Source organism: Rhodococcus qingshengii JCM 15477, from assembly GCF_023221595.1.
GTDB classification, from domain to species: Bacteria; Actinomycetota; Actinomycetes; order Mycobacteriales; family Mycobacteriaceae; genus Rhodococcus_F; species Rhodococcus_F qingshengii.
Window position 1 is genome coordinate 929,858 of record NZ_CP096563.1, and the last position, 26,365, is coordinate 956,222.

Sequence of the window (26,365 nt, forward strand, 5' to 3'; positions counted from 1 at the left end):
AAGTGCTTGGTAGGTTATCTTACATATGTGGACCAGAGCGAGAGCCCGGACGGGCAGATGACGGACGACGAGTTTGCGGCCACGGTCGCGCAGTGGTTGGCCGAGAACTTGACGGGCAAATTCGCCCAGCTCAAGGGTAAGGGCGGCCCCGGCAGTGAGCACGAGTTCTTCGAGCAACGACTCGAGTGGGACAAGCACCTCGCAGCGTCGGGGTGGACGTGCCTCGGGTGGCCGAAGGAGTTCGGCGGGCGGGGAGCAAGCATCTCCCAGCAGGTCATCTTCCATCAGGAGTACGCGAAGGCCGGTGCGCCCGCTCGCGTCAGCCACATCGGTGAGGAGTTGCTCGGCCCGACGCTGATCGCGTACGGCACCGACGAGCAGAAGCGCCGATTCCTTCCTGGCATCAACACGGTCAGTGAACTGTGGTCGCAGGGTTACTCCGAGCCCGGCGCCGGTTCCGACCTCGCGAACGTCTCCACGACCGCACGCCTCGAAGACGGCAAGTGGATCATCAACGGCCAGAAGGTGTGGACCTCACTGGCTCACGTCGCGCAGTGGTGCTTCGTGGTCTGCCGCACCGAGGTGGGCTCCAAGCGTCACCAGGGGTTGAGCTTCCTGCTGGTCCCGTTGGATCAGCCCGGTGTGACAGTTCGGCCCATTCAGCAGCTCACCGGCACATCGGAGTTCAACGAGGTCTTCTTCGACGACGCCGTCACCGATGCCGATCTGGTGGTCGGGGAACCCGGCGAGGGCTGGAAGATCGCGATGGGGCTGCTCACCTTCGAGCGCGGTGTATCCACGCTCGGACAGCAGATCGGATTTGCCCGCGAGCTCCAAGGCGTCGTCGACCTGGCGAAAGCCAATGGCAGTGACCAGGATCCGCACATTCGCGAAAAGATCGCCCGCGCGTGGGTCGGACTGCGCGTGATGCGCGCCCACGCGATGCGCACTCTCGACGCGGTCGACGCCGGAACCGGTGGCGGAGAAGCGTCCGTCGCAAAACTGCTGTGGGCCAACTGGCATCGTGATCTGGGACAGCTGGCGATGGACGTGCAGGGTGCGTCGTCGTTGGTTGCACCGTGGGCGGATTCCGAAGGCAATGCCTCGGACATCACCGATCCCGAGCACCTCGAGCTCGACGAATGGCAACGCCTCTTCCTCTTCACCCGCGCCGACACGATTTACGGCGGCTCCAACGAAATTCAGCGCAACATCATTTCCGAGCGCGTGCTCGGTCTTCCCCGAGAGGCCCGTTAATGTCTGACACCAAAGCCGCGTCCCCGCTTTCCGTTGCGCCGGAGGAAACCCCGGGCCACGGACTGCTCGCGGGCAAGAAGGCGATCATCACCGCCGCAGCCGGAACCGGCATCGGTTTCTCCACTGCGCGCAGGGTGCTTCTCGAGGGCGGCGACGTTCTCGTCTCCGACTTCCACGAGCGTCGACTCGGCGAGACGGTGGAGAAGCTGAAGGCCGAATTCCCCGGTCAGCAGGTCGAATCGATCATCTGCGATGTATCGAGCACCGAGCAGGTCGACGCGTTGTTCGTCGGCGCGGCCGAGAAGTTGGGACGTATCGACATCGTCGTCAACAACGCGGGCCTTGGCGGCGAGACGCCCGTCGTCGACATGACGGACGATCAGTGGGATCGCGTTCTCGACATCACCCTCAACAGCACCTTCCGTTCGACGCGCGCCGCCCTGCGGTACTTCAAGAGCGTTCCCCACGGCGGTGTTCTGGTGAACAACGCGTCCGTTCTCGGTTGGCGCGCGCAGCATTCCCAGGCGCACTACGCCGCAGCCAAGGCCGGCGTCATGGCGCTGACTCGGTGCAGCGCCATCGAAGCAGCGGAGTACGGAGTCCGTATCAACGCGGTCTCGCCTTCCATTGCGCGTCACGCGTTCCTGGCGAAGGTCACCAGTGAGGAACTGCTCGACCAGTTGGCTTCCGGTGAGGCCTACGGCCGCGCCGCGGAGGTCTGGGAGATCGCAACGGTCATCGCGATGCTCGCCAGCGATTACTCCACCTACATGACCGGCGAGATCGTCTCCGTTTCTTCGCAGAGGGCCTAGCGTCCCCGTGCGCGGTTAAGGAGCCCCTGGACTCGCTGACCGCGCACAGGGGAAGGCCCTGGATAGGATTGAATACATGACGCCACCTCGAAATTCCGACGAATCAAACGGCAAGTCCGGGCGCCGCGACGAGCTGCTCGAGATCGCGGCGGGGCTCTTCGCCGATCGCGGAGTGCGCGCGACGACCGTCCGCGACATCGCCGACGCCGCCGGGATCCTGTCCGGCAGCCTGTATCACCATTTCGATTCCAAGGAGTCGATGGTCGACGAGATCCTGCACCAGTTCCTCGACGAACTCTTCGGAAAATACCGCGAGATCGTCGCGGCGGGGTTGGACAGTCGCGCGACGCTCGAAGCACTGGTCGTGACGTCGTACGAGGCCATCGACGCCTCACATTCGGCTGTGGCGATCTACCAGGACGAGGTCAAGCACCTCGTCGGGAACGAGCGCTTCGCTTACCTGGCCGAGCGCAACACCGAATTCCGGGACCTGTGGGTCGGCGTCCTCGAAGCCGGCGTCGCGGACGGGACCTTCCGCTCCGACATCGACGTCGAATTGGTCTTCCGCTTCATGCGCGACACCGTGTGGGTCGCGGTTCGCTGGTACCGACCGGGTGGATCCCTCTCGGCGCACGCCGTCGCGGCTCAATATCTCGCGATCGTGCTCGACGGGCTCTCCGATCCGGCCACAACTTCAGACGCTATTGCTGAATCAACTTCAAGAACTATTGCTGCACAACGAAACTAGGAGCTAACGCTATGTCCGAGGTTTACATCGTCGACGCCATTCGCACACCGATCGGCAAGAGGGGCGGCGCGCTGTCCGGCGTGCACCCCATCGATCTCGGTGCGCACGTCGTCAAGGCACTGGTCGAGCGCACCGGTATCGACCCCAGTGACGTCGACGACGTGATCTTCGGTTGCGTCGACGCCATCGGCGGCCAGGCCGGCAACATCGCCCGTATGTCCTGGCTCGCAGCGGGATTCCCGGAGCACGTTCCCGGGGTGACCGTTGACCGTCAGTGTGGTTCGAGCCAGCAGGCAGTGCACTTCGGCGCTCAGGCCATCCTGTCGGGCACCGCGGATCTGATCGTTGCCGGCGGCGTTCAGAACATGAGCCAGATCCCGATCTCGGCAGCGATGATCGTCGGTCAGCAGTACGGATTCGACACGCCGACTTCGGGTTCGGTCGGTTGGACCGAGCGCTACGGTGACCAGGAAGTCTCGCAGTTCAAGGGCGCCGAAATGATCGCCGAGAAGTGGGACATCAGCCGCGAAGAGCTCGAGAAGTGGGCCCTGCAGAGCCATGAGCGCGCCAAGGCTGCAATCGCCGCGGGTCGCTTCGACAACGAGATCGTCGCCATGGGCGACGCGACCGTCGACGAAGGACCCCGCGAGACCAGCCTCGAGAAGATGGCGACGCTCAAGGTTCTCGTCGAAGACGGACGCATGACCGCGGCAGTGGCCAGCCAGATCTCCGACGGTGCGAGTGCGCTGCTGCTGGCGTCGGCGGAAGCGGTGGAGAAGTACAACCTCAAGCCCCGCGCCCGGATTCATCACCTCAGCGCACGCGGCGACGACCCGATCTTCATGCTCAGTGCGCCGATCCCGGCCACGAAGCATGCTCTCGCGAAGGCCGGCCTGAGCATCGACGACATCGACATCGTCGAGATCAACGAAGCTTTTGCCCCGGTCGTCCTGGCCTGGATCAAGGAGATCGGCGCAGATCCGGCCAAGGTCAACGTCAACGGCGGCGCGATCGCACTCGGTCACCCGCTCGGCGCGACCGGCACCAAGCTGATGGCAACCCTGCTCAACGAACTCGAGCGCACCGGTGGCCGCTACGGCTTGCTGACCATCTGTGAAGGTGGCGGCACCGCGAACGCGACGATTATCGAGCGTCTCTGACGCCTTGCTGTGCGCCTTTATTAACCGCCGGCGGTTAATAAAGGCGCACAGCAGTTAGTTGTTCGGCGCATCCGCGACCTTGATGTCGAAGTTCGCACTCTCACCGTCAACGCTGGTCACGGTCGCTGTGACGTCGTATTCGGTGCCCTGCTCGGTCAGGATGCACGTGATCGATGCGCCGACTTCGGCGTCGAGGTTCTCCGGACACGTCACGTCGTCGGGTGGCTCGCCGATCTTCTCGGCTAGTTGAGTGGAGATCTGACTTGCGACTTCGGACTTGTCCACTTGCGGCGTCCCGACGCTTGCCGAGCAAGCTCCCGTGGCCAATGCCGCCGAGAGTAAGACGATTCCCACTGCAGGCCTCTTTGTCATGTGAACTCCCAGGGTGCGCCGGTGCTCGCTGCTGCCACCTCAGGGATTACCGCATTCGGGACTGTTTCAACCGAGTTGCGCGACGCAGTTTTGCGAGGTCAGCGTCGGCGGACCGTCAAGTTGAAGCCTTCGGGCATCAGGGTGAGCCGTTCGGCTACCTTCAACTCGTAGTCCGGATCGGCCTCGATCGTGTATTTCTGCAAGATGGTGCCCAACACGAGGACCGCTTCGTGAATAGCGAATTGTCTTCCGATGCAGGCGCGTTCACCTGTTCCGAACGGCTTGTACACGTGCGCCGGCCTGGCTTTGATGTTGGCGGGCAGGAAGCGATCCGGATCGAACGCCTCGGGATCGTTGCCCCACACCGGATCACGATGAAGTGAGGGGATGAGCACGAGCATCCAATCGCCCTTCTTCATCGGATACTTGCCGACGAGCGTGGTGTCTTCGAGCGCCGCGCGCCCGTAGGCGGGAGCGGTCGGCCACAGACGCAATGATTCGTCGAGGACGCGTCGTACGTATCGAAGTTTCGCGATCTTCTCGAAGGCGGGCTCCTCGCCCTCCCATACCTTGTCGACCTCGGCTTGCGCCTTGGCCAGCACGTCAGGGTTTCGTGACAGGTAGTACAGCGCGAACGACAATGCGCCGGAGGTCGTTTCGTGTCCGGCGACGAGGAAGGTCACGACCTGATGGCGGATGTTCAGTTCGTCGATACGGTTGGGATCGTTCTCGCGTGCCGCCCGCAGCATCAGTTCGAGAAGATCTTCGGGCCCCGGTTCGGTACTTGTCCGCCGGGCACGGATCACTTCGTCCACAACCTCGGCCATGTACGCCTTGCGGACCTCGTCACGTTGATCGGCGCGACGTGCGAGCACTCGCCCGAGGGCGGTCGACTTCAGGAACGTCGTGCGCTGCGAATGGGAGAGTGCGCCGACCATTGCCTTGACGAACGGATGCTGTTCTTCACGTTCGAAGGAGTCGAACGAGTAGCTGAATCCAGTGCGTCCGATGGTCTCCAGCGTCAGCTTGGTCATGTCTGCGGAGACGTCGATGGGGGAGTCACTTTCACGACTGTCCCAATGGTCGACCAACTCGCCGGCCACGTCGAGCATGGTGCGGTGGTACGAGCGCATCGCAGTCTGGCTGAACGCCGGTGCCAGGAGATTGTGCGCCTTGCCCCAGTTGGGTTCGTGGTTGTACGCCGTGAACAGGCCGTCGCCGCCGATTCCGCGGAGTGCTTTGACTCCAGGTGCAAGGTGCTTCGCGAACCGGGACTCGTCGGACAGTTCTGCCACCATGTCCGCGCCCGAGGCGAAGACGAAGCGATTTCCCAGGACATTTCTCTCGAAGATCGGGCCGAGTTCGCGGCCGATGCTCACGGAGTTCTGCAGCGGTGTCCGGATATTGATCCCGAGAACGTCCCCGAGGATCGGCAGGCGCCACGCCGGATGCGGTATCCGAGCATCGGTCGTCGCCTCTGGAGTGGTGTCGACGCTCATTTTGTGTCCCCCGGGGTGAGATCGCTTACTGAATTGATGTCTAGTACGCAAAGTACGCCTTACTGAATCGGTGTCAAGTAGTAATCTGACTTGCCTATGGTCGCACCACGAAAACGCCTGGACCGAGAGCAGCGGCGCACGCAGTTGCTCGACATCGGCGCGCAACTTTTTGCCGATCGCTCGTACGAGGATGTGTGGATCGAAGAGGTCGCCGAGATTGCGGGCGTCTCGCGCGGGTTGATGTACCACTATTTTCCGACCAAGCGAGACTTCTTCGCCGCAATCGTCGAGCGCGAATCGCAGCACCTGCTCGAGGTGACCGCACCCGATGCGACGCTACCGGTGCGCGAACAGGTGGCAGCCGGGTTGGACGCCTACTTCGCGTACGTGAAGTCGCACAGCAGGGGAGTGCGCGCCATCAACGTCGGGACGCTCTCGGCCGAGGCCGGTATCCGGGCGATTGTCGAGCGCGAACTCGAACAGCAGCAGATTCGAATCCTCGATGCACTGGGATTCGAGGGCGAAAGAAGACAGCTCGCTGCCGTTGCAGTTCGGGGATGGATCGCGTTCGTCCGAGCTGTCTGCCTCGACTGGCTCGATCAACCTTCCATACCGCAGGAAGAGTTGAGAGTGATCTGTCTGCGGACCCTCTCCGGAGCGTTGGGCATCGACCTCGAAACGTGAAAAGCCGACCGCGCGGGAGCGGCCGGCATTTCCACGGACAAGGCTGATCAGTCGAGCGTCGAATAGAGATCGTCCCAGCCCTTGGCGACGTACATGTTGGTGTAGATGGACCCGTAGTACGTACTTCCTTGCAGAGCGGTGACGTTCCCGGCCTGCACAGCCGGAAGTCGTTGCCACAACTTGTTGTCCGAGAGTTGATCGAAGGTGGTGTCACTGCTGTCGGTGACAGAAACCATGAACGCGTCGCAGTCTTGCAGACGATCCATCTCTTCGATGCTCAGTCGTCCCTGATTGTCGAAACCGGTTGTGCTCAATGTTCTTCCGCCGATATCGGCGAGCGTCATGTCGGTGGGTTGACGATTCTTCTTACCCGTTTCCTCCGACACGGGCAGGCTGTCGATGTAGATCGTGGCCTTGTCCGGACTGTAGGACAAGCTTGCGACGGTTTTGCCCGCGATCGCCGAAGCGTGTCGAGTGCGAATGTCGGTGATCAGAGCGTCGTAATCGGTGATCAGGCGATCCATGGTGGGTGTTCGGCCCAGCCAATCGGAGAGCCGGGTCAGGTTCTCCCGCCACGTCTGCTTCGATTCGGTCGTCAGGACAGGAGCGATGGCTTGGAGCTTTGCAGCGGGCCAGTACTCGTTGTCGGCGTTGACGCAGATGATGAGATCGGGTGCGAGTCCGAGGATCTGCTCCAGATTGGGCTTGTCGCTGAGGTATTCGGCCGAGCCGTCGACGGGAACCCACTTGGTGACGGGCGAGATGTTGTATCCGAACACCGGTAGTTCCAGGGCAATGGCGAGCTCGAGGTCGGTTCGGGCGTCGACGGCCAAGACCCGCTTCGGGTTGGTAGGTATGTCGTAGGTCCCCAACGGCGTGGTGACGGTGCGCATTTGAGCGTCATCATCGGTACCTGAACCGTCGCTGGAACTGCAGGACGACAGAATAGTTGCGACTGCTGCCATCCCGGCTCCGATGCCGAATTGGCGACGGGTAAGTGCGTCGACTAGCTCTTGCCAGACGCGTTCGTCCGGCACGGTAGGTGTGTTGGTCAGCATTTTTTCGATACCCTTCGGTCTGAGTCCGTATCGATCGTAGGGTTGGCGATACCAGATCACCTATATCGAAAACCGCCTGATATTAGTCGATTTCGGCCATGGTCCGTGACTTTCGGGTGATGGCGGCGCCGAAGGCTGCAGCGAGCGGGAACATCAGAACGCCGTACACCGCGGCCGGTACTGCCAATTGCACGTTGTCGAGGAGACTGACGGCGATGGTGATCGCCAACGTGCTGTTGTGGATGCCGATTTCCATGGAACTGGCGATGGCCTGACGATCCTCGATGCCGAATATCCGGGGAACGACGTAACCGATCGAGAGGCTCAGTAGGCAGAACAAGGCAGCGACGACGCCGATGTCGACGAGATAGTCCGCGATGTTCTCGCGCTCGGAAACAACCGTTCCGACGATCACCAGTGCCAGAACCACCGCGGATCCGATGCGGACGGGCTTGTCCATGCGCTCGGCAAAGGCGCTCGAGCGCAATCGAACCCACATTCCGAGGGCGACAGGAATCAGTACGACGGCAAAGACCTGAAGTACCTTCGTGAACTGCAGTCCGAGGGTGCCGTCCGCGTCCTCGGGTTCGAAGTACCCCAACGCGAAGTTGGTGATGAGCGGAAGGGTGACCACCGCTATCACCGAATTGACCGCAGTGAGTGTCACATTGAGAGCGACATCGCCGCGGAACAGATGACTGAACAGATTTGCCGTGGTGCCGCCCGGTGATGCGGCGAGGAGCATCATACCGACGGCGAGCAGCGGGTCGAGGTCGAACAACGTGACCAGACCGAAGGCCGCGGCCGGGAGCAACAACAACTGACAGATCAGGGCAATCGAGACGGCTTTCGGCGCTTTTGCCACGCGGGCAAAATCTCCGACCGTCAAGGAAAGCCCGAGGCCGAACATGATGATGGCGAGTGCGGCGGGTAGGCCGACGGAGGTGAGTGCAGAGTCCATGAGTTAGTGGCTACTTCCAGTCACTGGGGGAATTTCACTGAAACTACCGTGATGCCCGGATCTGCGTGGCAGTTTGGATACATTGATGTATCGAACCGTGACGGCGTCGGTGAGCAGGGTTATCGTCGAATTATGTGCCGAAACATCACTGAACTTCGTGGACTCGAGCCCGCTGCTACGCCGGAGGAGATTGAGGCGGCCTCTCGCCAATACGTACGTAAGGTGAGCGGAATAGCCAAGGTGTCCGACGCGAACCGAGACGCCTTCGAACAGGCGGTGCGTGAGGTGACCGAAACGACGACGCGCCTGCTCAGTGCGTTGCCGCCTCGCAGACAGCCACCTCAGACCGTCCCTCCGTTGCGTCGCCCGGAAGTACAGGCCCGGATCGCTGCTCGTTCGTCCTGACCCGAGTGGATCTCACAGATATCGACGTATGGGACGTCGAAGCCTTGGATCAACTGTCTGCTGGGTTGGAAGGCGTTCTGGTCGCTCACCGCGTTCGCGACATCCGTCGACGGCTGGATACGCTGCGCAAAGAGGCCGTCGCCGACGACTTGCATATTCGTCAGGATGGAACCGTCTCTGCCGTTGCGCCCATCGCCGACGGTCACCCGCTCCACGTGCACGCCCAGTTGCTCGAGGTCGCAGTTCGAGAACTGATCGGTGAGGCACTGCTGGTCAGCGCGGATCTTCATCATGCGTTGTCTCTGCGGTCTCAGGTCGGCACCGACCTCCGTGACAAAGCTGTGCGTGTGGGGGAGGAGTGGCGAGCGTTCAGCCCTGATCGGCAGCGTCAGATGTTGCGTCATGCACCAGGCCTGATCGCCAACCTCGACGGCATTCCTGCTGCGATTCGCAGCCCGGCCAACCTCGATCGAATTCAATCGGAACGAGCACGGCTGCAAGATGATTCAGTCCGAATATCGCAAGAACTTCACCGCGAGTTCTTCGGCGGCAGACTGAGTAACACCGGGGCGGGCCAGTGGTACGCCGAACGCAAACTCGAGGATCTGGACGCGCTCGACGAGTTGTTTCGCGCCGAACCTGATCGACGGTTACTGCTCATGGACATGCGCTCGGGCGAACGAGGCTTCGCTGCAATTGCGATCGGGGATCCGGACACAGCGGATCACGTCTCCGTGACGATTCCCGGACTGAACACCAACGTCAAGGACTCGATGCGCGGAATGGTCGGAGAGGCAACGCGATTACGAGCCGAGGCGATGCGGCAACTCGAACTGGCCGGCCGAAAGGAAAGCGTGGCCACCATCGCCTGGATCGGATACGACGCGCCACAGGTGATCGGGCCGGGAAAGTTCGACATCGGTCGGGCCAGCTTCGACGTCAGTCGATCGTCCAAAGCAGGCATAGCCGCCGACGCATTGGGTAGCTTCTTTCACGGTCTTCGTGCCGCGTCGGTCAACGACGGAGTCCATATCACCGCGTTGGGCCACTCCTACGGATCCCTCGCGACTTCTCTTGCGCTGCAACGCGGGGCAAGCGCAGCGGTCGACGACGTGGTGTTCTACGGTTCACCCGGGGTGCGAGCCAAGGTGGAGTCGGACCTCGGTATCGCCGACCGGCACGTCTACGTCATGAAAGCGGAAGGCGACAGTATCGCGGGGTTCGGCCGTTTCGGTGGCGATCCGACGCGCACCGAGTTCCATCGGTTGTCCACGGCCGAGGGGATCACCCCGGATGGAGTGAAACACGAGCGGGCGTTCGGGCATGCGGAGTACGCGAGGACCGGAGACAACGGAGAACTGCGGATGTCGGGATACAACCTCGCGGTTGTGGTTGCCGGACTGCCGGAGTTGGCCGTTATGGCCTGACCTGCTGGCTTACAGTGGCACTCATGCGTCTGAGGCATTCGGCCAGGGGGTTGGTCGTTGACGACCAGTCCCGTCTTCTGCTTTACCGATTCATCGCGCCCGGGGGAGGGCTGACGGTCTGGTGTCCTCCGGGCGGAGGCTTGGAAGGAGACGAAACCCCGTCCGAGGCGCTCGCGCGCGAATTGGACGAGGAGATCGGCTTGCGCGACTACGGCGCAGCCACCCATGTGTGGCATGAGGAGATCCGTGACCCGGCGATATTGCCGGGTTGGGGCGGTGCGATCAACGACTACTTCCTCGTGCCGGTGGCGACCGCATTCGAGCCCTGTGGGTCGTTGGGGCGCGAAGCGCTGGCCGCCGAGCTGGTCGAGCACTTCGAGTGGTGGAGTGTTGACCGCCTCTTGTCACACAGTGGTCGAGAAGTGTTCGGGCCACGCGATTTACCCGACCGGTTTGCACGCCTGGTCAAGGATGGGCCATCGAGTGCGCCGGATCGATTTGTTCGGTCGCCGTGAGGGATGCGAGGTAGCGATTGAAAACGAACATTTCGGCATCGAAACACGGCTACGCTGGGGTTATGGAGCACTACGTGCGTAAGGACCCCATCCCGTACGCTTCTACGGCTGCGCCGGTCAGTTCTCACAACCGGTTGGCAAGGACGGCCCAAAAATTGTGGATGGCTCTTCGAGGGATGATGGGGGATCGGAAGGCGAGTCGATATACCTCGCTCGCTCCGCGGCATCCCGACGGATCACGCACCGCTGTAACATCTTTCAACAGTAGTGGTGGTGGGAAATAGGTATCGGTATACAACACTGCCCGGTGTTCGTCGAATTCTCGACGAACACCGGGCAGTGACGCACTACTCGAACTGGGGTCAGCGGAGGTACTGTCCGCACACCGGCCACGCGCCGGCGCCCTGACCGGCAAGGACGTTTTCAGCAACGCGGACCTGTTCTGCCTGGCTGGCGTTGGCGGCGCTGCCCGCTCCGCCGTAGGCCTCCCACGTGCTCTGGCTGAACTGGAGTCCGCCGTAGTAGCCGTTTCCGGTGTTCGCGGCCCAGTTGCCCGAAGATTCGCATTCTGCGACACCCGACCAGTCGTGGGTGGCTGCGGATGCGGTGCCTGCGCTCAATCCGAGGGCTCCGGCTGCGAGGGCTCCGGCTGCGGCGACAGAGGCAAGTGCACGGGTAACGGTGGTCTTGGTCATTTTTGGTAAATCCTCTCGAGTCCCGCCGACGGAGGACGGTGACCGTCTCAGCTCCGCTCCCACCACTAGGAATGTTGTCGAGTCCGAACCGCGGGGTGGGACGGGCGGTGGCGATTCGGTAATGCCCGGTTGATCGGGCTGTCACCAACCATAAGAGATGATTACGGATTGGTCACGGGTCGGCGTGTCGACACATGTTTGTGCAACAGAAATGCATCAAAGAGTGTTTTCCCAGGTCGCATGGCGATATGCCACCTCTCCCGGCGTTACATAAACGAGATGAAATGTGATGCAAGTCACCTGAAACGTGCCTCGGCGGCGTCGATATGCGGCGAATGTGACACTCGATCAGCCCGGTTTGTCGGCTTTTCGACCCGGTTTTCAGTCGTGCTGGAACCCATGTCCAGCCGTGATCTGTTGTCGACCGACCGGCCCGATTTACCTGTAGGGCAGCAGAATTGACAACGAATAACGCGCCGCTGGCTCGACGAGATTCTTGCTCGCCTTGATCCGGCGGCGAATGTCGCGCATCTGAATGGTGTTGCCGGCCTGACGAACGGAGCGTGGGATGAACCTGTTGACGAACGACACGAAAATGAAGAGGTGTTCGAACCGGCGGCGGTCGTCTTCGGTCCACTCGAGATCGAGTTGGTCGCGGTAGATCGGTGGAAGGAATCCGACCGTCAGGAACCGCAACAAGTTTCGGAACACCAGGCGTATCGGCCACGCGATCATCTGTAGGTTGACCAAGTCGATCAGGTACTGCTTGGTGCGTTCGTCGATGACGACGCGTTCGCAACCGAGGTTCCAGTAGCGCTCGAAGTCGGCACGTGTGGCCGGCCACATCTCTTCGGTGACCTGCAGCGTCGTTCCCAAAGTTGACGCGGACTTGTAGAACGACTCCGCCTGTTCTTCGGACATCTTGCCGTGCAGCAACTGATGACTGTCTTCGAAACCGATGAACAGGCATGCAGCAACCCATAATTGGAGTTCGCGATTGAAGGCGTTGTACTTGACCGGGCTGTTTGAATCCGACTTCACATGTCGGTGCACCGAGTTCACGGCCTCGCGGTAAGCCTTTCGCTCTTCCTCGTCACCCAGGATCGCGACCGTCAGGTACTGCGTCGTGGTTCGTGCACGCTTCCACGGATGCGCTGTCAGAGCACCCGATTCGACCTTGCTCTCCATGACGCCGTACGCCACCTCGGGCCAACCGAGTTGCAGGATGACGTTGGCAGCGGCTCCGGCGAACGACCAGAAATCGAGCGCGTCGGTGATGTGTGCGGGCTTACGTGCCCACCGTCTACGCTCGGCCGTGATGGTGATGCGTGTCTGATCGGTGCGAAGCGACGACTCGGACTTTTCCGAATCCAGGTAGTGAGTGGGCATGGATCTTCCTCCGCGTGTGGTGAGTTACTTGGTCTCGACGTTGCTCACGAGCCACCGGTCGTCCGAGCGGACCAGGGACACGACCATGCGGTACTTCTGTGTGTTTCCCTCTGGCGCTGCGACATTCTTGGCTTGTTGGTCGACGAACACGAGCAACTTGGCCGACGAATTGTCCAGCGATTCGATACCGACGTCTGTCGCCGTCGCGCTCGCCTGGCCTTGGCCCCCGGCAACGACTTCGCGAAGTGAATCGACCATCGTTCGGTAGGTGCCGGCAAACTCGTCGGTCGACATCGAGGCAATGCTGTCTTTGTTGGCATCGAGGTTCTGATAGTCGAAGGAGGACATGATGGTCGAGTAATCCCGCGCGGTGTCCAAAGCCTCCTGCCGCAGCGTGTCTTCCTGATTCGCCGAGTACATCTGGAATCCGAGCACCGCCAATGCTGCGACCAGCGCTACCGCCATTAGTGAGATCAGTGCGTTGCGTGGCTCCTTCAGGCGGTGAAGTAGCGACGGAGAAGTCGGGTGTTCGGCCACCTCGGCTTCTGTCTCGTCGAGTAGTGCGTTGTCACCGTGTGCCATTTCCCAGTCCTTCCAACATCAATCTCCAGTAGTTCAGGGCGTCGACTCCGGTCGGGACGAGAATCGGATCTGCGACGACGGGCGGTCCGATCGGAGTGCCCGGGACGATCGAGTTCTGCAAACCGAGGTCGTTCGGACGCGGAGCATTCTGTGCTCCGCGTTGGACGAGGTCGTCGGCGGGGGGACAGTACATCGCCAGACTCGGACTGGTGGGAGACAGATCGCCGACCTCACGCCGAGGGGTGTCGTAGTTGCAGACCGGCCCCTGGGTCGCAACCAAGGCAAAGTCGGCGCGATCGCCTTTGACGATGGATGCCAGTTTGGCGAGACCTTCAGGAATCGTGACAAGTCCGGTTTCCAGGGCCTCTGTGCGGTCGGAGATGATCGGTGCGACAGTGACGAGATTGGCCAGGACCGCTCCGAAAGTGTTGTGGTACTTGTCGAACAACTGTTGAGCGCTGTTCAGGGCGGCGGGCGAATGATCGGTGAGGTAGATCAGCACCGGCGCGTTGGATTCGAGTTGTTCGGTGAAGTTCTTGGCAGCTGCCATTCCCCGGACGAACGAATCCGATTGTGTCGCCATGGAGTCCACCAACGTGGAGGTTCGCGACAGCAGCGCAGCGAGTTCGGCCGACTGGTCGTTCAACTGCGCCGACATGGTCCCACCGTTGTCGATCATCGTCGCCAAGCTCGGGCCGAGCCCGTTGAACGAATTCCCCAGCTCGGTCCCGATGTCGCTGATCGCTTGTGGATCAATCCCTTCCAAGACACCGGACGCCTGAAGCATCAACTGGCTCATCTGGACCGGTTGCTGATCCGCGGGCATGGCGATCTCGTCGCCGTCCCTTAGATACGGGCCGTGGTCTGTGTTGGGGTAGATGTCGACATTCTGAATTCCGGCTGCGGTCCCCATCGTCACCTTGGCGACGCTGTCGGTAGGTATCTCGGTGTTGTCGTTGAGTGAGAGTTCCACCCGAGCCGTGCGGGTGCCTGCGTCGAGTTCGACTTCACTCACTTTCCCCACCTGTACGCCGCGATACGTGACGACCGTGCCCTTGGTCAGTCCGAAGGCGTCGGACATGTTGGCGTGCAGCCGGATTTGACCCCCGAAACCCTGAGGGCCGACCACGTAGACGATCCCGAAAGGGATGACCACAGCAGCGATCAGAGCGAACAGGACAAGTTGAACAAGCGCAAGGCGACTCAACGCGGACCTCCCTGAAGTAGATCGGTGAGAGTTCCCGCTGGTGCGATCGATTGACCGGCCATACCGCCGCTCCAGAGCTTGTCGATCGTTCCCGGAATATCCAGGGCGCCGTCGAAAACGAGGTAGTCACCCTGCACTGCACCGGTGAAGTTTTCGAGCAACCCGTTCATGTTCGTCAGCGTCTGGCCGATCTCCGAGTTGAACGAATCCAGAGTCCCGACAACGGTCGACGCATCGTGCAGCATCGCGTCGAGGCCGTTGGGAGACGAGTCGAGAATGGTGTTTGCGTTGGTGGCGAGCTGAACGGTCGAGTTCAACAGGCTCGCAATCTGATCCTTCTGTCCCACGAGAATCGACACCACCTGTGGAACGGAATCGAGGTAGTTGTCGACAACTACGCGTTGGCCGGCCAGTTGGGAGGAGACCCGGGCAGCGAGGTCGACGGCCTCGTCGAACTCGCTGCGGTGACTGCTTGCCTCTGCCATGAGCGAGGTGAGGGTCTCGGTCAGAGAACGAACTTCACCGGAGCGCCCGGAAAACGCGGTGTTCAGCTCGCGCACCACGGTATCGAGTTGGTCGATGCCGCTTCCGGTCAGAACCGTGCCGAGGGTGGCAAGCGCACTTTCGACCTGCGGACCGATCTCGGTGCGAGACTCCGGAATTGTGTCTCCGTCGCTGAGCGTGGAGCCGGACGGAACTTCCGGCACCAAGAGTCTGATGAACGGATTGCCAAGTGCGGACGGGAGTTCGACGGAAGCTTCGACGTTGTCGGGCAATGGCGTCGCGGCGTCCAGACTCAGAGTCACATCGGCTCCGACGACATCGGCTGACAGCGCGGATACTCGACCGATGACTTTCTGGCCGCTGCGGACGTCTGCTCCCAACACCAGGCCGTCGGCGCCGGCCAGCTGCAGCGCCACGTTGTACGCGTCACCGTCGGCCGAACGACCCAGGGGTAGGTCTTGAATGCCTGCGCTACAGCCGCCGAAGGCGAACACGGCCGCAGAACCCACACCGATGATCACGATACCGGCGATTATTCGAATCGATTGCCGCGTCAATTGCCACCTCCGGGGACGGCTCCGCCGGAAATCGCGGAGGCGATGCCGAGCGGATCAGAAGTGCTGAGGGGGAAGGAAATCGGATTCGTGAACCCGGCTCCGGTGCAGATCGGCAACTTGTAGGTGTCGCACAGCGGTTTCGCCACCGCGAACTGAGTCAATGCAGTCGAGACGTTGAGCCGAATGCGCCCGCGCTGATCAGGACCGATTGTCTGGGAGAGGTTCTGCATCATCAACGGCACCAGGTCCATGAACTCGGCGAGGCCGGGTTCTTTGGCAGCCAGAGTGTCACCGAGAACTCGCACGTTGTCGGCTATGGCACCGACATCATCGCCGTGAGTTGTCATGAAACTGTTCAACTGGTCGAAGACCACCTGCAGATCCTGCAGAGGCTGTGAGATGTCCATGTTCTGGCTCGCCCATTGATCACCCAGGACGCCGAGGTCGCCGACAAGTTCGTCGAGGCTGACCTGCCGTGCGTCCAGAGCATTCATCAAAGTGTTGAGATTGTCGACAAGGGCACCGATGTCTTCCGACCGAGCGCCGACAACTCCGGTTGCCGTGCTGAGGTTGCGAATTGCGGTGTTGAATTGATCGCCCTGGCCCTGCCACCCGGCGGCGCCGCGGCTCACGAGATCGCCGAGATTGCCCCCATCCCCGGCAAATGCGTCGGCCAAAGTGCTGACGCTTCCCATCAAGCCGTCGAAATCTATGGGGGAGTGGGCACGTTCGATCGGAATCTGGTCGCCGTCTTTCAGTGTCTCTCCGCCGGTGTACGCCGGGCCGAGTTCGATGTGTCGATCGCTGATCACCGATGGATTGAGGACATAGGCCGAGGCGTCGGCGGGCAGGTCCACGGAGTCGGGCATCGACATCGCTACTCGAACAGAAGTTCCGCGAGGTTCCACCGACGTGACCGTCCCGACGCCGACTCCGAGGACGGTGACCTTGCTTCCCTCGTAGATTCCGCCGACGTAGCTGAAATCGGCGTAGACGGTCTTGGACTGATCTGTTCGTCCGAATATGTACCAACCGGGCAGGGCGATCGCCAAGGTCACTACCAGCATGGCCGTGACGGCTTTTCGTGTATTCACTTGCAGCCCTCCATGATGCCGAGCGCGCAGAGCAGATTGTCCGGGATCACGGCCGCCGGCGCGTTGACGTCGGTCCAATTGCCGGTGCCGGTTGAATCGGTGACCGAACGCAGCGCGGAAGGAAGACGAGTCAACAGCAGGTCGATCTGATCTGCGTTGTTCTTCAGCGTGGTGGTGACCGCGACGAGGTTGTCGGTCATGGCTCCGAACTCGTCCTGACGATCGACGAAAGTGGTGGAGAGCTTCGAGATGATGATTGTCAGGTTGTCGACCAGCTGAGTCAGTGCGTCCTTGCGCATCGCAAGAGTTCGAACGATCGTCTGAGCATTGGCCGCAGTACCGACGATCGAATCGGTTTGTGCCGCAGCCATGTCCGACAGCTCACGAGACATGATGAGAATCTGGTCGATCTGTTCACTGTTCTGCGCGAAAGCCGCCGAGGCGCCGCTGATTCCGGCCAGAGCCCGGCCCACCTGATCGGAATCAGTGGGAATCACCTGCGAAAGGGTGTTCATCATGGACTCCATCGCCTGTAGGTCGACGCCTGTTGCCGCAGTGGTGGCATCACTGCTGACGTCGTCGAGGCTGTACGGCACGGTTGTGCGGGAGAGCGGGATGACCCGCGCCTCGGAGTCGTCGACCACTCCGGCCGGCACGATCTCCAGGTAGCGCTTGCCGAGGACCGTCTTGAGCCTGACCGTCGCCGTGCTCTGGTTTCCCAAAGGCTGGTCCTTGTCCAAGCGGAAGTTGACGACGACGTGGTCGCCGGCAAGGTCGATCGAATCCACTCGGCCCGCGGGAACCCCGGCCACGTAAACCGGATCGGTGTCGGAAAGCCCGCTGGCATTGGCTAACTCGGCTGTGTATGCCGACGTGCGTACGTTGTACCAGAGCTTCGGAATGCCCAAGGCGGCGCCGAGTCCCACCACCAGAACGAAGATTCCGAGACTGCCTAGGGCGAGAGCGGTGCCGCTACCGCTGCGACGGCGATCCCCTTTGAACAGGAAGAGCATGATGCCGACGAACACGTCGATCAGCTTGACCAGGAACATCATGAGCACACCGGCGAGTGTGTCGGACCGAAGATGTTGGCTTCCATGTCGCCTGCCTTCAGAGTGAAATTGCACAGATACAGGCTGATGAAACTTCCGTAACTTCCGATCCGGTTGGCGGCGTCGGCGAACTGGGGAAGGTTGACGAGAAGTCTGTTGAACTCGTCGGTGCTCGCAATCCAACTCCCGGTGACACTTTCGAGTTGTTGCACGGTCTGACCGAATGCACCGTTCGACCCTGCCATGATCTGAGCCAAGGACGAGACAGTGCGGTTTCCCTGATCCAAGAGCGAGACCAGTTGATCGTTCTGCCCGACGACGGAAATACTCAGATCGTTCAAACCGTCCAACAGACCGACCAATTCGGGTTGACGCTCGTCGACGGAGGTGAGAAGAGTGTTCATGTTCGTGAGTAGTTGCGCGAAGACGTCCTGACGGTCGACCAGGCCGGAACTCATGGTCGCGATCTGGTCGAGCAGGGTGGTCATTGCCTGGCCCTGGCCGTTGAAGGTTTCGACAAAACTTCGCGTGAGCGTGTTGACCTGCTCGGGCTGCAGCGCGGCGAACAACGGTTTGAACCCGTTCATCAGGGCCGTCAAGTTGATCGGCGGTGTTGTCTGCGCCAGCGGTATCGTGTCACCTGGTTCGAGCTGTCGTGCGGATACCGTTGTTGCGCTGTCGTCCTGCGTCAGTGCCAGATATCGAGCACCGAGCATGTCGCCGTAGCGCACGGCGGCACGGACATCCGACTCGAGGGAATATCGCGACTCGATTTCGACGTCGACGATCGCCTTGCTCGTCCCGCCTCCGTTGTCGGCGAACGCAACCGAGTCCACGCGGCCGATACGCACACCCGACATGGTGACCGGGTTGCCCGGGTTGAGTCCTTCGACGTCGGTGAACTCGAACGAGTACGAATCGGTGCTTCCGCGAACCGGGACCGACAACGTGTTCGCCACGAACGACGCGCAGGCGACGCCGGTGAGACAGAAGAGTGACAACCGAATTACCTGGCCAGGACGGACCTTCACGGGACGGTCACCTCGTTACCTCTGACCATCGGCCCCAACATCAGTGTTGTTGCCGGGTTGGGGGTATCCGAGGGTTCCGGCGATCCGCCCAGTAGTTGATCTTCGAGGTACCGCAGGGGGGCCGCTTCGGCTACGCCGCCCACGACCGGGGCACTGACGGGTTGTTCAGGCGTCAGGTTGGAGCCCGAACACTGTGCTCCGCGCGAGTCACCGTACTGCGGGCAATCATCACCCGTGTATGGGAGCGGTTCGGCGAACGTGGCAACTGCTGTGATGTCGAACTTTCCGGTGGCGAAGACTCGAGCGCCCGCGGCGCCGAACGTACTGGCATTGGCGAGGGTGGAACGCAGTCCTCCGGGATTGGCCGCGGTGGTTGCGAGTATCTTTCCGGCGGAATCGATCACAGTGATGATGTTTCGGTTGTTCGCCCCGACAAAATCGTCGACGGTAGCGGCGAAGACTGCGGCCGCGCCGATCGAGGACTCGAGATTCGCTCTGTTGGCGACCATGTCGTTCGAGACGGTTGTGGCGGCTGCCAAGGTATCGAGAATGTCGGGGGTCGCACGGTCCAACGCGTCGACGACCGACTTGAATTCGGGTGTCGATTCGAGGAATTGGTGTGCGGCGGGTGTCAGTACGCCGGACGCGGCACTGAGATTGTCTATCGTGGTACCGATCTCGGCTCCGTTTCCGTCGAGCGCCTGGCCCAGCGCAGTCAGGGCTGTCTGCAACTTCTCGGGCTGCATCGCAGTGAGGACGCCCACCAGCTTGGTGTACACGTCGTAGAGCGCAACGGCTTCGGGACCGTCGTCCATGTGGATCTCGTCTCCGTCCGTCAGAGTCGTCTGGCCCTGCTCATTCGGACTGTCCACGAGCTGCATGTAGATGTCGCCGAAGAACGTGCGTGGAACAACGCGAGCCACCACGTCAGCGGGAATCTTCGACGCGTCATCGGTCTGAATCTGCAACTGCACAACGGATTCGGCGGTTCCTGATTCGATTTCGCCGATTCGGCCGACGTTGACGCCGTGGTACCGAACCGGAGCTTCACCGCTGATGAGACCGGCTGTGGCTGGAACAGCGACGAAGATGTCGGTGCTCTGCTCGAGATTTCCCGAACCGCGTAGAACCATTGTCACGGCGGCGGCGACGGCTACGACTATGGCGATCGCGCCGCGAAGGGCGTACACGATCTTCGTGCGTGTAGTGAGTCTGTCCACGGCTCAGACCCCCATTCCCGGGATCTGGGGCACGAGGCCCCACAGCGCGAAAGTCATCAGTACGTCGAGGATTCCGATCGCGAGGATCGCAGTCCGGAGCGCGCGCCCGGCCGCTTGCCCGACGCCGGCCGGACCACCGGAGGCATAGTAGCCGTAAGCGCAGTGAACCAGCGCGACAACAGCGGCGAACACCACGGCCTTGAGACCCGAGTACAGGAGATCCTGCGGAGAGATCGCCAGATGGAAGAAGTAGTCGTAAGTACCGGCCGATGCGCCGTTGAAGAACACGACGACCAGTCGGGTCGAGAGGTAACTGGCCAGGAGTCCGATCATGTAGATCGGGATGACACAGATCATGGCAGCGATCACCCGGGTACCCGCGAGGAAGGGGATCGATCGGATCGCCATCGAGTCCAGCGCGTCGATTTCGTCGGAGATACGCATGGCCCCGATCTGGGCGGTGAAACCCGTTCCGACCTTGGCGGCCAACGCGATCGCGACGACAACAGGGGCCAGTTCACGGGTGTTGGCAACCGCGGACAGCATGCCGGAGAGCGAGGTCATCCCGACAAGCTCGAGGCCCCGGTGGGTCTCGACGCCCAACATCATCGCCGCGGCCAGCGACATCGCGAAGACGATCCCGATGGTGCCGCCGCCGGACAACAAGGAATTCGTGCCGAAGCTGACCTCGCTGATCTGACCGAGTACATGCTTGCGGTACTTGGTGAGCGCAAAGGGGATCGATGCGATAGTGCGGACGTAGAAAGTGACGTGCTGACCGAGGGAGACGAGGCCGTCGCCCGCGGTTCGCAGGGGTCTGCTCGCTTGACGTGCTCGAACACGGAGATCGACGAGCGACATCAGAATTCACCGACTGCCGGGACGATTACGGTGTAGAGCGCGGACAACACTGTGTTCACGATGAAGACGAGCGCGAACGCGATGACCACGGCTTCGTTGACTGCGTCGGCAACGCCGCGTGGGCCACCTTTTGCATGTAGACCTTTGAAGGTGGCGACCAAAGTCGAAGCGATGCCGAAGACCGCAGCCTTCACCAAAGCCATGACGAAGTCGGAAGATCGCCCGTACTGACTGAACGTTGCCATGAACGTTCCGGCCGGAAGATGCTGGACGTAGATGTGGTACAGGTAGCACGCGATCACACCGCCGAAGGTGACCATCGAACACAGTGCAAGGGAGACGATCACTGCCGCAACCAATCTCGGTGCGACGAGGCGCTCGATCACGTCGATGCCCATCACTTCCATCGCGTCGATCTCTTCCCGGATCTTTCGTGAACCCAAATCCGTGCAGATCGCCGATCCTGCGACACCGGCCATCATCAACGCGCACACCAGCGCGGCGGCCTGACCGACGATGATGAAAGCTACGACAGCTCCGGAATATCCACCGGCTCCGATCCGGCCGGCCAGTTCACCGACCGAGACGGCGATGAATACACCGATCGGAATCATGAGAAGCAGCGACGGGCCGGTGCTGACGCGACCGATGAACAGGGTCTGAGTAACCGTCTCGTGCAATGAGAGTCGTCTGCGCAGGATTGCCGTGAACAGGCCGAAGAGTGCCTGAACCGAGAATCCGATCAGATAGCCCCCCTGTAACGCTACGTCTCGCACCGGGCCCTTCGCGGCTGGCAGCTCGTACGTCATCTAATTGAATTCCTTTGCAGATCAACAGTGTTCGGCACGGAGTTCGAACTGTTCGAGCGCTGGCGGTCGAGCGAACTGCCTGTGAAGCATCTCACACATATATGTGCCCAAGCAAGCATTATGTGAACCGAAATTCTCGTCGAACTGTCAGCCCTGTTGACCGAGTTTCCTTCATTGACGTGGAGATATCGGAACTGTTCATATCGACATCCTGTGTATGTTTACGAATATTCCGAATCTGTCAGTCGGATTGCTTCGTGGATGCGGGCTGGATGCTTCGAGCGGTGACCCTACCCACTGCTGGTGGCCACAGGCAACGTTTTGTTAACGAAGATTCTCGGTGGAAGCAACGGGGGAGGTGGCGAAGGGCGAGTGGTGTGTTCTGATCAAAGTCAGCGTTACCTGCATGTATGAAACTCTATACGCGCGATGTGCTGAAATCGGTGTACGAGTTTTCAGAATCATGCTTATGCTGATTCTCGTCTGATGAGCAGGCGGATCGAAGTGCTTTGTGCGTGAGGGCTGGAGAGTGGGGTACACGGTGAGCCTGAACGATCAGTTCGTCGACGCGCAGACGTCGAATGGGATTGTTCGGCAGCCGAGGTCCGACTCCGTCAAGAGGCGACCGAAGGACCGCAAGGCGCAGATCGCGGCTGCAGCGGCAATCGCGTTCAGTGAGCGCGGATATCCTGCTGTCAGTGTCGACGACATCGCGTCGGCGGTCGGTATTTCGGGTTCGGCGCTCTATCGGCACTTTCCGAACAAGTACGCGATGTTCCGCCACGCGGCACTGGAGTTGACCGGAGCGCTCGCCAGTGCCCTCGATGCCGTTTCGGTTGCGCCTGCGGCAACCGATGCGCAGCGGTTGCGCGAAGATCTGATTGCAGTGATACGAACGACGATCCGCAATCGGCGTACGGCCGGAATCTATCGTTGGGAGAGCCGGTTTCTCGACACCGATGATCGGAAATCCGTTCGAGCGCAAGCCAGTACGGTCAATCGCCGAGTAGCCCGGTATCTTTCGCGCTCCGAACCCGCGATGACGGCGAGGGACGAGACCCTTGTCGTGGCAGCGATGTTCAGCGTCATCGGCAGTATCACCGTCCATAACCTGTTGCTGCCCCAGCGAGCGATGGAGAAGGTTCTGCTCGACGCGTGTCTGGCGATAGATCAAGGTGAGGGTGCAATCACCGCTAGCCGCTTGGAGCAGTCCTCGTTACCTCGAACCGTGACCACGAACAAACGTGAACGTCTCTTGCAGGAAGCCGTGCGCCTCTTCGACTCTCGCGGGTATCACGACGTCAGCATCGAAGAGATCGCCGCGGCCGCCGGCTTGAACGCGTCCGGTATGTACCGCTACTTTCCCAGCAAGGCAGAGCTTCTCGGCGCCGTGTTCTATCGAGCTGCAGATCGCTTGGACTTGGCGACGGCAGCGGTCTTCGACTCCGCGACTTCGCACGAACAAGTGCTCCGGTCACTGTCGGCGATGTACGTGGAGTTGTCGTTTGCACAGCACGAATTGATGTCGGTCTACTTCTCCGAGATGAACAACCTTCTGCCGAGTCATCGAAGCGATCTGAAGAATCGCCAGAAGCTTTACGTGGTCGAATGGGCGCGAGTGCTCGGCGAGATTCGTCCTGAGCTGTCGGCAGTAGAGGCGAAGTTCGTAGTTCACGCTGCGCTCAACCTGGTCCCGGATGTCGGCCGCATGATGAAGTTCGACGCTGCCGCAGAGAACGCGGCCATGTTGCAGGTGTTCATGTCGGCAGTACTGTTCGGCCGTCGGGCTTCGGCCGCCTGAAGCGTGTCGGTGAGTGTGCGTAGTCTGGCCCACTATGAGCGAAGTCGTGTCACTGGCAGCTGCCCGTCGCATAGCGCTTGCCGCTCAGGGATTCGGCAAATCGCATCCCACGACGGTGACGCGTCGCAATCTGGTCGGCGTGATGGACCGGCTGCAGGTGCTGCAGATCGACTCGGTCAATGTCTTCGAACGCAGTCACTACCTACCCGTTTATGCGCGATTGGGCGCATACGACAAATCCAGACTCGATCAGCTTGCCTTCGCCCCCGGTTCGGGATACCTCGAATACTGGGGCCACGAAGCAACGTTCTTGCCGGTGGACATGTGGCCGTTGTTCCGTTGGCGGATGGACCAGTTTCGCGCCAAAGCGTTGAGTGACAAGGACGGGTGGGCTTCCGATCGGAGTGTCTTCCTCGATTGGTTGCGGCAGGAGTTGCGCGACAACGGTCCGATGGCGGCGAGCGAGATCGAACACGAGGCGAACACACGGCGCGGTCCGTGGTGGGGGTGGTCCGACGTGAAGGTCGGGCTGGAGACGCTGTTCCGTTGGGGCGACGTGGTCTCGGCGGGGCGCGCCGGTTTCGAGCGTCGTTACGGCCTGGCCGAGCAGATGCTTGCACCCGAGATACTCGACGCACACGTCGAGCGGTCGGAGGCGATACGCGAACTGGTGCTGCGGGGTGTGAAGGCACACGGTCTCGGCACCCTCGACGACATCGCCGACTACTTTCGTCTGCCCAGCGCAGAAGCACGAACGGCATTGCAGGAACTCGAAGATGCCGGCAGTGTGCGCCGGGTGTCCGTCGACGGCTGGGAGCGTCGAGGCAAGGCAAGGGAGGTGTGGATCGATCCGCGAGCGAAGCGTCCCAGGTCCATCCGTGCGGAAGCGTTGTTGTCACCCTTCGACCCGGTAGTGTGGGCACGCGATCGAGCGTTGCGGCTCTTCGACTTTCACTACCGGATCGAGATCTACACTCCGGCGCACAAGCGAGTTCACGGATACTACGTGCTTCCGGTCTTGATCGACGACAAGATCTGTGCCCGAGTCGATCTGAAGAACGACCGTCAGAACCGTCGACTGCTTGTCCGCGCGGCGTGGGCCGAACCCACCGCGGACGCCGACACTGCGCCGCGGTTGGCGGAACTCCTTCGGAGAACTGCGCATTGGCAGGGCTGCGACACCATCGAGGTGGAGAACAAAGGCACGTTGTCTCAGCAGTTGGCCGCCGCCATGAGGTGAGCCTTCAAGGCCGCGAGGGAGATTGTCATTCGGGAACGGTTATCCGCCCGTCGATTGCGGCCCTGCTGATGGAATCTCTCAATGCCGAACAACTTGCGGATCGAACTCTCGGCGGTTCAGCATCGTCGCGGTACTCCAAACATGCCGTGCGCGAATCTGATCGCCACTGGGTCGACGTGTGATGCCAGCTGTTCTTCTCCACGAGGACGTATGTTCCGCACCGCTCGCAGTCCAGCGGTTCCATGGTCATTGCCCTACTCCTGCGGCGGCCCTGCGTGCGATGTTGTCAGCGACTTCCTGCTTCCACACTTCGATGGGTTTGCTTGTGTCCATCTCGAATTCGAAACGGTCGACCATCTCGGGCGTGACGTCGGCGACGTCCACGTAGAACTGTTCATACCACCGCCTCAGTTGGTATACCGGACCGTCCTCGGTGCAGAGCAGCGGATTGTCGATGCGGGTCTTGTTCTTCCAGATCTCGATGTCCTGCTCGAACCCGACACCGATGTATCCGATCATCGCGTCGACAAGTTGATCGGCGAACTCGGCGGGCATCTCTGCGGACTTCTGGACGGTAATGCCGTACATGAGTACGAATTTGTTCGGGCTCACCGGGTAGTGGCAGTTGATCAGCACCGAATCGGTCGTGAAGTTCTCGTAGACGTAGCGCAAGTCGTCGATCATGAACGACGGTCCGTGGTAGGCCGCTGTCGAAAGATTCGACACCAACTTCGGTACGTCGGGGTCGGTCCAGGTCACGATGTCGTCGCGGTTGATGCCGCTCTGCTCCTGGATGGCGACGTGTCCTTCGAAGACGTTCTTGAAATAGGTGGGGAACGAGAAGTGCACGTAGAAGAAGTGCGCCATGTCAACGACGTTGTCGACGATTTCTCGGCAGTTCGTATCGATGACTATCGACTTCCAGACCCAATCGGTCCACTCGTGCTCCGCAGACTTGATGATCGGTATGGCGACTTCGGCAGGAGGCGGATTGCCTTCGGGGTCGTGCCAGACGAAGAGCAGCCCGTCTTGTTCGAGCGCAGTCCAAGCGCGGGTCTTGGCAAGCGGGGGGACACGTCGAGCATAGGGAATCGCGGTGCACTTACCGTTGCCTCCCCACCTCCAGTCGTGGAAGGGGCACGCGATCGAATCGCCCTTGACCGTGCCCTGACTCAGGTCGCCGCCCATGTGACGGCAGTACGCGTCGAGGATCTTCAGTTCGCCATGCGAGTCGGAGAAGACGACCAGTTTGGTACCGAAAGCTTCGACGGAATGCGGGTTCCCGTCGCTGTAGTCCTTGGCGAGGCCGAGGCAGTGCCATCCGCGGGCAAATCGAGTGGGAGGTTCTCCCTGGTCGATGATGCGAACCTCTTCCGATTCCTTGACATCCGCAATTGTCATGTTCTTCCTTTCGTGAGTGCACCC

Annotated in this window: 25 protein-coding genes and 1 pseudogene; 10 read left to right on the forward strand and 16 right to left on the reverse strand. The window is 61.0% G+C overall.

Features of this window, described 5'->3' with window-relative positions; translation table 11 throughout:
- Nucleotides 1–27 precede the first annotated feature (27 nt).
- The 4 genes from M0639_RS04265 (at nucleotide 28) to M0639_RS04280 (ending at nucleotide 3,977) form a co-directional block, all read left to right on the forward strand.
- Complete coding sequence (locus M0639_RS04265; protein WP_007734188.1) at nucleotides 28–1,257, forward strand: acyl-CoA dehydrogenase family protein; 1,230 nt, start codon at nucleotides 28–30, stop codon at nucleotides 1,255–1,257.
- A complete protein-coding gene (locus M0639_RS04270; RefSeq protein ID WP_003945582.1) occupies nucleotides 1,257–2,069 on the forward strand; it encodes an SDR family oxidoreductase in 813 nt (270 codons plus the stop codon). Before M0639_RS04265 ends, M0639_RS04270 begins: the two co-directional genes overlap by 1 nt.
- 76 nt (nucleotides 2,070–2,145) lie before the next feature.
- The gene (locus M0639_RS04275; protein ID WP_003945807.1) at nucleotides 2,146–2,817 is read left to right on the forward strand and encodes a TetR/AcrR family transcriptional regulator; all 672 of its coding nucleotides are present in this window, start codon (nucleotides 2,146–2,148) and stop codon (nucleotides 2,815–2,817) included.
- Between the two features lie 11 nt (nucleotides 2,818–2,828).
- The gene (locus M0639_RS04280) at nucleotides 2,829–3,977 is read left to right on the forward strand and encodes an acetyl-CoA C-acetyltransferase (protein ID WP_007734192.1); all 1,149 of its coding nucleotides are present in this window, start codon (nucleotides 2,829–2,831) and stop codon (nucleotides 3,975–3,977) included.
- A gap of 54 nt (nucleotides 3,978–4,031) precedes the next feature.
- Here the strand turns inward: M0639_RS04280 and M0639_RS04285 are convergent, their stop codons facing one another.
- Nucleotides 4,032–4,349, reverse strand: coding sequence for a DUF4333 domain-containing protein (locus tag M0639_RS04285; protein WP_073512010.1), 318 nt, complete (start codon nucleotides 4,347–4,349; stop codon nucleotides 4,032–4,034).
- A 98-nt stretch (nucleotides 4,350–4,447) separates the two neighbouring features.
- Entirely contained in the window at nucleotides 4,448–5,848 is a 1,401-nt protein-coding gene (locus M0639_RS04290) for a cytochrome P450 (RefSeq protein WP_064075631.1), read from the reverse strand.
- A gap of 96 nt (nucleotides 5,849–5,944) precedes the next feature.
- Between M0639_RS04290 and M0639_RS04295 the strand changes: the two genes are divergently transcribed.
- Nucleotides 5,945–6,532 (forward strand): TetR/AcrR family transcriptional regulator, encoded by a 588-nt coding sequence (locus M0639_RS04295; RefSeq protein ID WP_003945528.1) that lies wholly within the window; start codon nucleotides 5,945–5,947, stop codon nucleotides 6,530–6,532.
- Nucleotides 6,533–6,579: 47 nt separating this feature from the next.
- Here the strand turns inward: M0639_RS04295 and M0639_RS04300 are convergent, their stop codons facing one another.
- Both M0639_RS04300 and M0639_RS04305 read right to left on the reverse strand, forming a co-directional pair.
- Nucleotides 6,580–7,590: an ABC transporter substrate-binding protein gene (locus M0639_RS04300; protein ID WP_054800637.1), complete on the reverse strand. Its 1,011-nt coding sequence runs from the start codon at nucleotides 7,588–7,590 to the stop codon at nucleotides 6,580–6,582.
- A gap of 82 nt (nucleotides 7,591–7,672) precedes the next feature.
- On the reverse strand, nucleotides 7,673–8,551 hold the full coding sequence (locus tag M0639_RS04305) for a bile acid:sodium symporter family protein (protein ID WP_003945620.1): 879 nt from the start codon (nucleotides 8,549–8,551) through the stop codon (nucleotides 7,673–7,675).
- 132 nt (nucleotides 8,552–8,683) lie between these two features.
- Between M0639_RS04305 and M0639_RS04310 the strand changes: the two genes are divergently transcribed.
- From M0639_RS04310 to M0639_RS04320, 3 genes are read left to right on the forward strand one after another with little or no spacing between them, the layout of a single operon-like run.
- Nucleotides 8,684–8,956, forward strand: a complete 273-nt coding sequence (locus M0639_RS04310) for a DUF2277 domain-containing protein (protein WP_003945457.1) — start codon at nucleotides 8,684–8,686, stop codon at nucleotides 8,954–8,956.
- Nucleotides 8,957–8,961: 5 nt separating this feature from the next.
- Complete coding sequence (locus M0639_RS04315) at nucleotides 8,962–10,383, forward strand: alpha/beta hydrolase (RefSeq protein WP_064075632.1); 1,422 nt, start codon at nucleotides 8,962–8,964, stop codon at nucleotides 10,381–10,383.
- Nucleotides 10,384–10,406: 23 nt separating this feature from the next.
- Entirely contained in the window at nucleotides 10,407–10,898 is a 492-nt protein-coding gene (locus M0639_RS04320; RefSeq protein ID WP_080961083.1) for an NUDIX domain-containing protein, read from the forward strand.
- A gap of 368 nt (nucleotides 10,899–11,266) precedes the next feature.
- Here the strand turns inward: M0639_RS04320 and M0639_RS04325 are convergent.
- The 11 genes and pseudogenes from M0639_RS04325 to M0639_RS04375 all read right to left on the reverse strand — a co-directional run.
- Nucleotides 11,267–11,593 (reverse strand): annotated as a pseudogene (locus M0639_RS04325) (transglycosylase family protein); the annotation flags it as partial.
- A gap of 438 nt (nucleotides 11,594–12,031) precedes the next feature.
- On the reverse strand, nucleotides 12,032–12,982 hold the full coding sequence (locus M0639_RS04330) for an oxygenase MpaB family protein (RefSeq protein ID WP_054800631.1): 951 nt from the start codon (nucleotides 12,980–12,982) through the stop codon (nucleotides 12,032–12,034).
- Nucleotides 12,983–13,006: 24 nt separating this feature from the next.
- Nucleotides 13,007–13,564 (reverse strand): hypothetical protein, encoded by a 558-nt coding sequence (locus M0639_RS04335; protein WP_007734217.1) that lies wholly within the window; start codon nucleotides 13,562–13,564, stop codon nucleotides 13,007–13,009.
- Complete coding sequence (locus tag M0639_RS04340) at nucleotides 13,551–14,771, reverse strand: MlaD family protein (protein WP_064075633.1); 1,221 nt, start codon at nucleotides 14,769–14,771, stop codon at nucleotides 13,551–13,553. Before M0639_RS04340 ends, M0639_RS04335 begins: the two co-directional genes overlap by 14 nt.
- Complete coding sequence (locus tag M0639_RS04345) at nucleotides 14,768–15,832, reverse strand: MCE family protein (RefSeq protein WP_054781821.1); 1,065 nt, start codon at nucleotides 15,830–15,832, stop codon at nucleotides 14,768–14,770. The genes M0639_RS04340 and M0639_RS04345 overlap by 4 nt, the downstream gene beginning before the upstream one ends.
- Complete coding sequence (locus M0639_RS04350; RefSeq protein ID WP_003945762.1) at nucleotides 15,829–16,926, reverse strand: MCE family protein; 1,098 nt, start codon at nucleotides 16,924–16,926, stop codon at nucleotides 15,829–15,831. Before M0639_RS04350 ends, M0639_RS04345 begins: the two co-directional genes overlap by 4 nt.
- Complete coding sequence (locus tag M0639_RS04355) at nucleotides 16,923–17,978, reverse strand: MCE family protein (RefSeq protein ID WP_007734231.1); 1,056 nt, start codon at nucleotides 17,976–17,978, stop codon at nucleotides 16,923–16,925. Before M0639_RS04355 ends, M0639_RS04350 begins: the two co-directional genes overlap by 4 nt.
- The gene (locus tag M0639_RS04360; RefSeq protein WP_058039203.1) at nucleotides 17,978–19,009 is read right to left on the reverse strand and encodes an MCE family protein; all 1,032 of its coding nucleotides are present in this window, start codon (nucleotides 19,007–19,009) and stop codon (nucleotides 17,978–17,980) included. Before M0639_RS04360 ends, M0639_RS04355 begins: the two co-directional genes overlap by 1 nt.
- The gene (locus M0639_RS04365) at nucleotides 19,006–20,229 is read right to left on the reverse strand and encodes an MCE family protein (RefSeq protein ID WP_058039202.1); all 1,224 of its coding nucleotides are present in this window, start codon (nucleotides 20,227–20,229) and stop codon (nucleotides 19,006–19,008) included. Before M0639_RS04365 ends, M0639_RS04360 begins: the two co-directional genes overlap by 4 nt.
- 3 nt (nucleotides 20,230–20,232) lie before the next feature.
- Nucleotides 20,233–21,090: an MlaE family ABC transporter permease gene (locus tag M0639_RS04370; RefSeq protein ID WP_003945491.1), complete on the reverse strand. Its 858-nt coding sequence runs from the start codon at nucleotides 21,088–21,090 to the stop codon at nucleotides 20,233–20,235.
- A complete protein-coding gene (locus M0639_RS04375; RefSeq protein WP_003945485.1) occupies nucleotides 21,090–21,899 on the reverse strand; it encodes an MlaE family ABC transporter permease in 810 nt (269 codons plus the stop codon). Before M0639_RS04375 ends, M0639_RS04370 begins: the two co-directional genes overlap by 1 nt.
- A gap of 541 nt (nucleotides 21,900–22,440) precedes the next feature.
- Between M0639_RS04375 and M0639_RS04380 the strand changes: the two genes are divergently transcribed.
- Nucleotides 22,441–23,700 carry a TetR/AcrR family transcriptional regulator gene (locus M0639_RS04380; RefSeq protein WP_007734242.1) on the forward strand — a complete coding sequence of 420 codons (1,260 nt, stop codon included), beginning with the start codon at nucleotides 22,441–22,443 and terminating at the stop codon, nucleotides 23,698–23,700.
- A 34-nt stretch (nucleotides 23,701–23,734) separates the two neighbouring features.
- Nucleotides 23,735–24,940 (forward strand): winged helix-turn-helix domain-containing protein, encoded by a 1,206-nt coding sequence (locus tag M0639_RS04385; protein WP_064075634.1) that lies wholly within the window; start codon nucleotides 23,735–23,737, stop codon nucleotides 24,938–24,940.
- A gap of 246 nt (nucleotides 24,941–25,186) precedes the next feature.
- Here M0639_RS04385 and M0639_RS04390 read toward each other — a convergent pair whose 3' ends face one another.
- Nucleotides 25,187–26,341 carry a 3-ketosteroid-9-alpha-monooxygenase, oxygenase component gene (locus M0639_RS04390; RefSeq protein WP_064075635.1) on the reverse strand — a complete coding sequence of 385 codons (1,155 nt, stop codon included), beginning with the start codon at nucleotides 26,339–26,341 and terminating at the stop codon, nucleotides 25,187–25,189.
- Nucleotides 26,342–26,365: the final 24 nt, after the last annotated feature.

Excerpts from the sequence above, each read along its gene's own strand:
- M0639_RS04270 (WP_003945582.1), top strand. The coding sequence starts at position 1,257 with ATGTCTGACACCAAAGCCGCGTCCCCGCTTTCCGTTGCGCCGGAGGAA.
- M0639_RS04275 (WP_003945807.1), top strand. The coding sequence starts at position 2,146 with ATGACGCCACCTCGAAATTCCGACGAATCAAACGGCAAGTCCGGGCGC.
- M0639_RS04280 (WP_007734192.1), top strand. The coding sequence starts at position 2,829 with ATGTCCGAGGTTTACATCGTCGACGCCATTCGCACACCGATCGGCAAG.
- M0639_RS04285 (WP_073512010.1), bottom strand. The coding sequence starts at position 4,349 with ATGACAAAGAGGCCTGCAGTGGGAATCGTCTTACTCTCGGCGGCATTG.
- M0639_RS04290 (WP_064075631.1), bottom strand. The coding sequence starts at position 5,848 with ATGAGCGTCGACACCACTCCAGAGGCGACGACCGATGCTCGGATACCG.
- M0639_RS04295 (WP_003945528.1), top strand. The coding sequence starts at position 5,945 with ATGGTCGCACCACGAAAACGCCTGGACCGAGAGCAGCGGCGCACGCAG.
- M0639_RS04300 (WP_054800637.1), bottom strand. The coding sequence starts at position 7,590 with ATGCTGACCAACACACCTACCGTGCCGGACGAACGCGTCTGGCAAGAG.
- M0639_RS04305 (WP_003945620.1), bottom strand. The coding sequence starts at position 8,551 with ATGGACTCTGCACTCACCTCCGTCGGCCTACCCGCCGCACTCGCCATC.
- M0639_RS04310 (WP_003945457.1), top strand. The coding sequence starts at position 8,684 with ATGTGCCGAAACATCACTGAACTTCGTGGACTCGAGCCCGCTGCTACG.
- M0639_RS04320 (WP_080961083.1), top strand. The coding sequence starts at position 10,407 with ATGCGTCTGAGGCATTCGGCCAGGGGGTTGGTCGTTGACGACCAGTCC.
- M0639_RS04330 (WP_054800631.1), bottom strand. The coding sequence starts at position 12,982 with ATGCCCACTCACTACCTGGATTCGGAAAAGTCCGAGTCGTCGCTTCGC.
- M0639_RS04335 (WP_007734217.1), bottom strand. The coding sequence starts at position 13,564 with ATGGCACACGGTGACAACGCACTACTCGACGAGACAGAAGCCGAGGTG.
- M0639_RS04355 (WP_007734231.1), bottom strand. The coding sequence starts at position 17,978 with ATGTTCCTGGTCAAGCTGATCGACGTGTTCGTCGGCATCATGCTCTTC.
- M0639_RS04370 (WP_003945491.1), bottom strand. The coding sequence starts at position 21,090 with ATGTCGCTCGTCGATCTCCGTGTTCGAGCACGTCAAGCGAGCAGACCC.
- M0639_RS04375 (WP_003945485.1), bottom strand. The coding sequence starts at position 21,899 with ATGACGTACGAGCTGCCAGCCGCGAAGGGCCCGGTGCGAGACGTAGCG.
- M0639_RS04385 (WP_064075634.1), top strand. The coding sequence starts at position 23,735 with ATGAGCGAAGTCGTGTCACTGGCAGCTGCCCGTCGCATAGCGCTTGCC.
- M0639_RS04390 (WP_064075635.1), bottom strand. The coding sequence starts at position 26,341 with ATGACAATTGCGGATGTCAAGGAATCGGAAGAGGTTCGCATCATCGAC.